General features: G+C 62.2%; 8 protein-coding genes. 6 read left to right on the top strand and 2 right to left on the bottom strand.

What is annotated here, in order from left to right; all coding sequences use genetic code 11:
• The 6 genes from EN893_RS12050 to EN893_RS12025 form a co-directional block, all read left to right on the top strand.
• Window positions 1–201: prolyl oligopeptidase family serine peptidase (locus EN893_RS12050; protein ID WP_164900812.1), on the top strand; the 201-nt coding region annotated here is incomplete at its 5' end.
• A 68-nt stretch (window positions 202–269) separates the two neighbouring features.
• Window positions 270–410 (top strand): capsid protein, encoded by a 141-nt coding sequence (locus tag EN893_RS38640; protein WP_127268233.1) that lies wholly within the window; start codon window positions 270–272, stop codon window positions 408–410.
• Between the two features lie 47 nt (window positions 411–457).
• Window positions 458–1,837, top strand: a complete 1,380-nt coding sequence (locus tag EN893_RS12040) for an aspartate aminotransferase family protein (RefSeq protein WP_127268234.1) — start codon at window positions 458–460, stop codon at window positions 1,835–1,837.
• Window positions 1,838–1,980: 143 nt separating this feature from the next.
• Window positions 1,981–2,346 (top strand): hypothetical protein, encoded by a 366-nt coding sequence (locus tag EN893_RS12035; RefSeq protein WP_127268235.1) that lies wholly within the window; start codon window positions 1,981–1,983, stop codon window positions 2,344–2,346.
• A gap of 81 nt (window positions 2,347–2,427) precedes the next feature.
• Window positions 2,428–3,072, top strand: a complete 645-nt coding sequence (locus tag EN893_RS12030) for a cytochrome c oxidase assembly factor Coa1 family protein (protein ID WP_127271457.1) — start codon at window positions 2,428–2,430, stop codon at window positions 3,070–3,072.
• 193 nt (window positions 3,073–3,265) lie between these two features.
• Window positions 3,266–5,701: an FAD-dependent oxidoreductase gene (locus EN893_RS12025; RefSeq protein WP_127269793.1), complete on the top strand. Its 2,436-nt coding sequence runs from the start codon at window positions 3,266–3,268 to the stop codon at window positions 5,699–5,701.
• A 320-nt stretch (window positions 5,702–6,021) separates the two neighbouring features.
• On the opposite strand, the gene mmsB is transcribed toward EN893_RS12025, so the two are convergent.
• Together mmsB and EN893_RS39175 are read right to left on the bottom strand one after the other, a co-directional pair.
• Window positions 6,022–6,903, bottom strand: a complete 882-nt coding sequence (gene mmsB, locus EN893_RS12020) for a 3-hydroxyisobutyrate dehydrogenase (protein ID WP_127269795.1) — start codon at window positions 6,901–6,903, stop codon at window positions 6,022–6,024.
• A 91-nt stretch (window positions 6,904–6,994) separates the two neighbouring features.
• The gene (locus tag EN893_RS39175) at window positions 6,995–7,150 is read right to left on the bottom strand and encodes a four helix bundle protein (protein WP_281062479.1); all 156 of its coding nucleotides are present in this window, start codon (window positions 7,148–7,150) and stop codon (window positions 6,995–6,997) included.
• Between the last annotated feature and the right edge of the window lie 7 nt (window positions 7,151–7,157).

The following is a 7,157-nucleotide window of genomic DNA, read 5'->3' as shown; positions in this document are numbered from 1 at the left end:
ACATCGACCGCTGACGATCGGGTCCATCCCGGCCATGCGCGTAAGATGGCCGCCCGCCTGCAGGAAGCCGGCCATGCCAGGACGCTGTTCTTCGAGGAGACCGAGGGTGGTCATGGCGGGCGTGGCGACCGCCGGCCGCAGGCGGCGCAGACGGCGATGAAATATGTCTTCCTGCAGAGGGCGCTGACAGCCAAGGCCTAGACTCATTCCGTTATGGGCCAAGCAAAGGGTGGTTCTCCTCGACCAGCCTTTGCTCTAAGGTGCCAGCCATGGCTCTCGTCAGGATGTTGGTTGGCGCATTTGAGGCTCGCGCATTGCGGGTCGCGGTGACGCCGTCACCGCGTACGCTGCGCGCCGAGCTTTTGCGGCTGTGCGCCCGCATCGGCTATTCGCCACCTCTCTGCCTCTGAAGCATTCGCCCCGGCTTGCCGGATAGAATCCAGAGGGAAGATCAGACATGACCTATCAGAATTATTCGCTGAAGCAGCTTCAGCAGATCGACGCCGCGCATCATCTGCATCCGTTCACCGACCACAAGGAAATGCGCGGGGCCGGGTCGCGCATCATCACCCATGCCAATGGCCCTTTTATCTACGATTCCGAGGGGGCTGAAATCCTCGATGGCATGGCCGGGCTGTGGTGCGTCAACATCGGCTATGGCCGTGACGAGCTGGCCGAGGCCGCCTATGCCCAGATGAAGGAACTGCCTTATTACAACTCCTTCTTCAAATGCTCGACGCCGACGCCAGTGCTGCTGTCCAAGAAGCTGGCGGAGATCGCGCCAAAGCACGTCAACCAGGTGTTCTATGGTTCGTCGGGCTCGGAGGCCAACGACACGGCACTGCGTCTCGTGCGCCACTATTGGGTGCTGGAAGGCCAGCCGGAGAAGAACCGCATCATCTCGCGCAAGATGGCCTATCACGGCTCGACCGTTGCCGGCACCTCGCTCGGCGGCATGGATGGTATGCACAAGCAGCTCAACGGTGCGGTGCCCAACATCGTCCATGTGATGATGCCCTACGCCTATGAACTGGCGCTGCCGGGAGAGAGCGACCATGATTTCGGCCTGCGCGCGGCCGGGGCTGTCGAGGAGGCGATCCTCGAAGCCGGCGCCGACAAGGTTGCCGCCTTTATCGGCGAGCCGGTCATGGGGGCCGGTGGCGTGAAGATACCGCCGGCGAGCTACTGGCCGGAAGTGCAGCGCATCTGCCGCAAATACGATGTCCTGCTGATGCTGGACGAGGTCATCACCGGCTATGGCCGCACCGGCGAGTGGTTCGCTGCCCAGACGCTCGGTATCGAGCCCGATACGATCACCACCGCCAAGGCTCTGACCTCGGGCTATCAGCCGCTGTCGGCATTGCTGGTCGGCGACCGCATCGCCTCGACGCTGGTCGAGAAGGGCGGCGAGTTCAATCACGGCTACACCTATTCCGGCCACCCGGTGGCCTGCGCCGTGGCGCTGAAGAACCTCGAGATCATCGAGCGCGAAGGGCTGGTCGACCGCGTCCGGAACGACACCGGCCCTTACTTCGCCAAGGCGTTGCAGGAGCGCATCGCCGGACATGATCTGGTCGGCGAGGTGCGTTCGATCGGACTGATGGGCGCGATCGAGATCGTCAAGGACAAGGCGACCAAGGAGCGGTTCCTGCCGGCTGGAAGTGCGGCGGTAACCGTGCGGGATCATGCCATCGCGCACGGCATGATGCTGCGCGCCACCGGTGACACGATGATCCTGTCGCCGCCGTTGATCTGGACCCGTGATACGATCGATATGGCCTGCGATCGCATCTCGAAGGCGTTGGATCTGGCGCAAGCCGACCTGCGCAAGCGGTAGAACTCGACCCCTCGGCTGGGCGCTCCTCGGCGGGAGCGCCCAGCCTTGAGGCCATGCTGACGCGGGGAGCGAACGAATTCCACTACAAGCGCGTAGTGTGTGGGGCTGCGGCTGATTCGGCCGCGACAAGGGGTTTTGTTTCCATGAGAAAGACCGGCAAGAGCCGACGGACGCAAGAAGCGGCCAGCATCGGCGGCGACCTGATGCTGGCGCCGCTGGTGGCGATGATGCGGCTGCCGTTGATGGCCATGGATGGCGGGAGCAGTCAGCCATGGAGCACGGAGACCGCGCGTGCGGTAAACGAGAAGACCGCCGCTATGGCCGAAGGCGTGTTTGCGGCGCAAATGTCCTTCCTGCAATCGGCATCGCGGTTCTGGCCGGAAATCTTTTCCGGCCGCACGCCATCGCTGTTCAACGGGGTCGCGGCGGAGCGCTCGATCAGCGCCGCGCTGAAGCCGGCAAGCCGTGCCGTGAAAGCGAATTTTCGCCGGCTATCCAACAAGACCTGACAGAAGTTGCAGAACTTTGATTTTGCGCATTGACGGGCTCATGCGCTAGAATCAGTCGGTACGTCACCGATGGGGGACACGATGGCCGGACAACCGCTCAACCAGCCGGCTGAAATTCCAGCCGAACTCGACCGCTGGAACTGGGGCGCTTTCTTCCTCAACTGGATCTGGGGCATCGGCAACAGCACTTTCATCGCGTTACTGGCGCTGATCCCTGTCGTCAACATCATCATGATCATCGTGCTGGGCGCACGCGGCAGCCGCTGGGCCTGGCAGAACCGCGCCTGGCGCGACGCGGAACAGTTTCGCAAGACGCAACGCAACTGGGCAATCGCCGGCCTTGCCGTCTGGGTTGTCGGGATTGGCGGCTGCGCGACGATGGTGGGCAGCATTCCCTACGTCCTGAAAGGCAGCGATGCCTACCACATGACGATGGACAGGCTTCGCGCCGACGACCGCGTCAAGGCGGCGTTGGGTGATGATTTGACCGACAGTTTCTGGGTCGGCGGCCATCTCAACGTCAATGCGAATGGGGCCGGCGACGCCCAGTTCGGCATTCCGGTCCACGGCGCCAAGGGCAAGGGCACGGCCTACTCGACCGCTGTCCGGACAGCCGGCACATGGAGCCTGCGCCTGCTGGTCGTCAGGGTCGAAGGAGCCGACGCGCCGATCGTGCTGATCAACGAAGATCATGTCCCGATCCCGAATGCTGCAATCGGAATATAGCAGGGCAAAACGCAAAGAAGCAGCCTAAACGCGGGCGCGAAGGCTGACAGTTCGGCCGGCTTTGTGGCCCAACAGTCGGGTGACCACTGCTGCGTTCCAGACAAGGAAATATGCTGAAAAGCCGGATGCTGTCTGACAGTATGCGCATGCGTTCATGTGGACCGGTGGCAATTTCATACAAGGGCACGCGCATATGGTGAGTTCCTTTCGTGCGGTCGTGGTCGGTGGCGGCTGTGTGGGTGCAGGCATTCTCTACGGCCTGGCAAAGCGCGGCTGGACCGATGTGGCATTGCTGGAGCGAACGCAGCTTACGGCCGGGTCGACATGGCATGCCGCGGGGCTCATCCCTTCTTACGCGCGCAGCCGCAATGTCGGCCGCATGATCGCCAGGTCGATCGAAATCTATGAGGGGCTGGAGGCGGAGACGGGCCAGAACGTCGGCTGGCACAAATGCGGCCAGCTGCGCATTGCCAACACGCGCGACAGGCTGGACGAGTACAGAAGCTACATGGACGTTGCCGAGGTCCAGGGTGTGCGGGCCCGGATCGTATCGCCCGCGGAAGCGCGAGAAATCTGGCCGCTGCTCGACAACAACAGCATGCTGGGTGCCCTTTATCATCCCGATGACGGCCACATTGCACCCGCCGATGTCACCCAGGCCATGGCCAAGGGTGCACGCGACCGTGGCGCGAAGATCCATCTCGATACCGAGGTTGTGGGCTTCGAACGCATGCCGAGCGGCGAGTGGAGGGTCAAGACCTCACGCGGCGAGATCGTCTGTGAACATGTCATCCTTGCAACAGGCAATTACGCCCGCCAGACCGGCGCCATGCTTGGCCTGGACATTCCCGCGATCCCGATCCTGCATCAGTACTGGATCACCGAGGCGGTCCCCGAAATTGTGGAACGCAAGCGGCTTGGTCTTCCGGAAATGCCGATCCTCAGGGACGAGGGTTACGAGGGCTATCTGCGCGAAGAAGGCGACGGGCTGATGTTCGGTCCCTACGAGCGCACCGAGCAGCTCAAGCTGTTCGCTGAAAACGGCGTCCCGGAATGGTTCGGCGCCGATCTGCTCGATGAGGATTTCGATGCCGTGTCCTGGAACTGGGAACGTGCGACCGAACTGGTCCCCGCGCTCGGACGCGCCGGCATCAAGCGGAATGTGCGAGGACCTTTCCAGATGACGGCCGATGAACTGCCGCTGATGGGACAGGCGTGGGGTCTGGAGAATGTCTGGCTCGCCGAAGGGGTGCCGGGAGGCATCCTTTGGGGCGGTGCGATTGGCTATTACCTCTCCGAACGGATCGTGGAGGGCGGCAACAGCATCGACACGACGGAGCTGGATCCCCGTCGGTTCGGCCACTATGCAAACAAAAACTGGACCCGGGCAAAGGTCCGGGAAGCCTGGGGCACCCACGCCGCACAGCACTATCCTGGCCAGGACATGCCGGCGGCGCGACCGCAGAAAACGGCCCCGTCCTATGATCGCCTAAGCCAGCTCGGCGCGGTGTGGGACGTGTTGAACGGCTGGGAGATGCCGAGCTGGTTTGCGCCTGCCGGTGTCGAAGCGCGCAATGTCTACAGCTGGCGCTGGACCCCCAAAGGGAACCACGTCGCCGCGGAGGTTCAGGCTGTCCGCCAGGCCGTTGGGCTGGTCGAGATGACTCCCATGACCAAGTTCGAGGTTAGCGGGCCGGGCGCCAAGGACTGGCTCGACGGAATCCTGGCCAACAGGCTGCCTCGTCCCGGTCGCGTAGCTCTTGCCCATCACCTGACGCCGGCCGGCTGCGTGCAGGCCGAATATGTGGTGGCGCGGCTGCAGAGCGAGCTGTTCTATCTCATATCGACGCCGCGCGCCGAGCGCTGGAACCTTGACGATCTCAGCCGGCTGTTGCCGAAGGACGGCAGCGTGCATCTGCGCAACGTCACGGAGGATCGCGGCAGCTTCACGGTGGTGGGGCCGAAGGCGCGCGACATATTGCAGCCGCTGACGGAGATCGACCTCTCCAATGAAGCCTTTCCATGGTTCAGCGTGCAGTCCGGCACCGTCGGCATGGCCAGCGACGTACGGCTCCTGCGCGTCAACTATTCGGGCGAACTGGGATGGGAACTCTATCATCCTCTCTGCTATCAGCGGCATTTGCTGGATGCGCTCCTGGCATCGGGAGAGGCACACGGGCTGAGGCTGGCCGGACTTCAAGCGCTGGAATCGCTTCGTCTCGATAAATCCTACCGCGCCATGTATCGCGACATGAACCCCGAATTGTCAGCCTGGGAAAGCGGCCTCGACCGATTCATCAGCCTCGACAAAGGGGACTTCATCGGCCGCGCGGCACTGGTCGCAAAACAGAAGCAGGTGACACGCCGGATCGCCACGTTGTCGATCGATACGGATGGTGCGAGCGCGTTCGCCTTCGAGGGCGTTTACCGCGAAGGCGAGCTCGTCGGCCACATCACCTCGGCGGGCTACTCCTACACTTTCGGTCACGACATCGCACTTGCGCTGTTGCCCCTGGCACTTGTGTCGCCCGGCACCGAGCTCGAGGTGTCCATCCTCGGCGAGCGCCGCGCGGCCAAGGTGATCGCCGACTCGCCCTATGATCCGGAAGGCGCCCGCGGGCGCATGTGAGGCATCCCGGAGTACAGTTCCGGGTTATCGATGTCTCAAAACGTGCTGCAGGGCAAAATGCAAAAACCGCGCTCCATCAGGAACGCGGCTTTGCCAGATACGCATGGCGCTTCGCTACGCAAACACTTTGCGAAACTTATGGCACTTGTCGAAACTTACGGGCTCCGGTACGCGAGACCTGATCCGGAGCGCCGGGCGGATGAGATATGTCCGCCTCGCAGTCCGTTTTATAGGGACATCGTTACCGCGGAGTTATCGAGAGCTTAAGCAAATCTAAATTTGCACTTTTTCCACCCAAGGAAACCGGAAAAATCCGGGGGTTACGCTGGGTTCCCCCTGAGAAAATTAATTATGCCGGAGAAATCGACCCCGCCATGTCCCTGGGCGTTGAACAAGGCATAGAGCTGGGCTGCTTCGGCACCAAGCGGCGTTACAGCACCCGCACCATGCGCGGCTTCCTGGGACAATTTCAGGTCTTTCAGCATCAGTGCCGCTGCAAATCCTGGGTTGTAGTCCCTGTTTGCGGGCGAAGTCGGCACCGGCCCGGGCACCGGGCAGTAGGTGGTCAAGGACCAGCACTGGCCGGAGGAGGTCGAGGCGACGTCGAACAGCGCCTGGTGTGACAGGCCGAGCTTTTCCGCCAGCACGAAGGCTTCGGCGACACCGATCATCGAAATGCCGAGGATCATGTTGTTGCAGATCTTTGCCGCCTGGCCGGCGCCGTCGCCGCCGCAATGGACGATGCGACCGGCCATCGGCTTCAGGATCGGCTCGGCAGTTGCAAAGGCGTCATCGGAGCCTCCGGCCATGAAGGTCAGCGTGCCGGCCGCGGCACCGCCGGTGCCGCCCGAGACCGGTGCATCGATCGACGACAGCCCGTGCTTCCTGGCGACGGCATGGGCCTTGCGGGCTGACTCGACGTCGATGGTCGAGGAATCGATGAATAGTGCGCCCTTTTTCGCCTTGAGCGCTATGTCCTCATAGACCGACAGCACATGCTTGCCCGCAGGCAACATGGTGATCACCACGTCGGCATCCTTCACCGCGGCCAAGGCATTCGCCATGATCGTCACGCCTTGTTCTTTGGCGACGTTGAGGTTCTCCGGCACAAGGTCGAAACCATTCACCGCATGCCCCGCCTTGACCAGGTTGGCGGCCATCGGATTGCCCATGTTCCCTAGGCCGATGAAGGCGATCGTCATAGTGGTGCTCCGTGATTTGGGCTAACAGTAGGCAGTAGGCAGTAGGCAGTAGGCAGTAGGCAGTAGGCAGTAGGCAGTAGGCAGTAGGGGTCTATTCGGGTGCAAGTTTGAAAATAAGCTGGCGAAGCATTTTGCCGATGCCCTCCGTGGATGTCAGCAACTGACTAGCTTGATCATGCGTGGCAAGGCCAATGCGTTCAGCGATCTGGAGGTGTGTCTCGAATTCCTTCAGCGAGCCTTGGGCAATCCTCAGA

It is taken from the genome of Mesorhizobium sp. M7A.F.Ca.CA.004.04.2.1 (assembly GCF_004022825.1).
In the GTDB taxonomy this organism is placed as follows: domain Bacteria; phylum Pseudomonadota; class Alphaproteobacteria; order Rhizobiales; family Rhizobiaceae; genus Mesorhizobium.
This window is presented reverse-complemented; position numbering and strand designations above follow the sequence as displayed.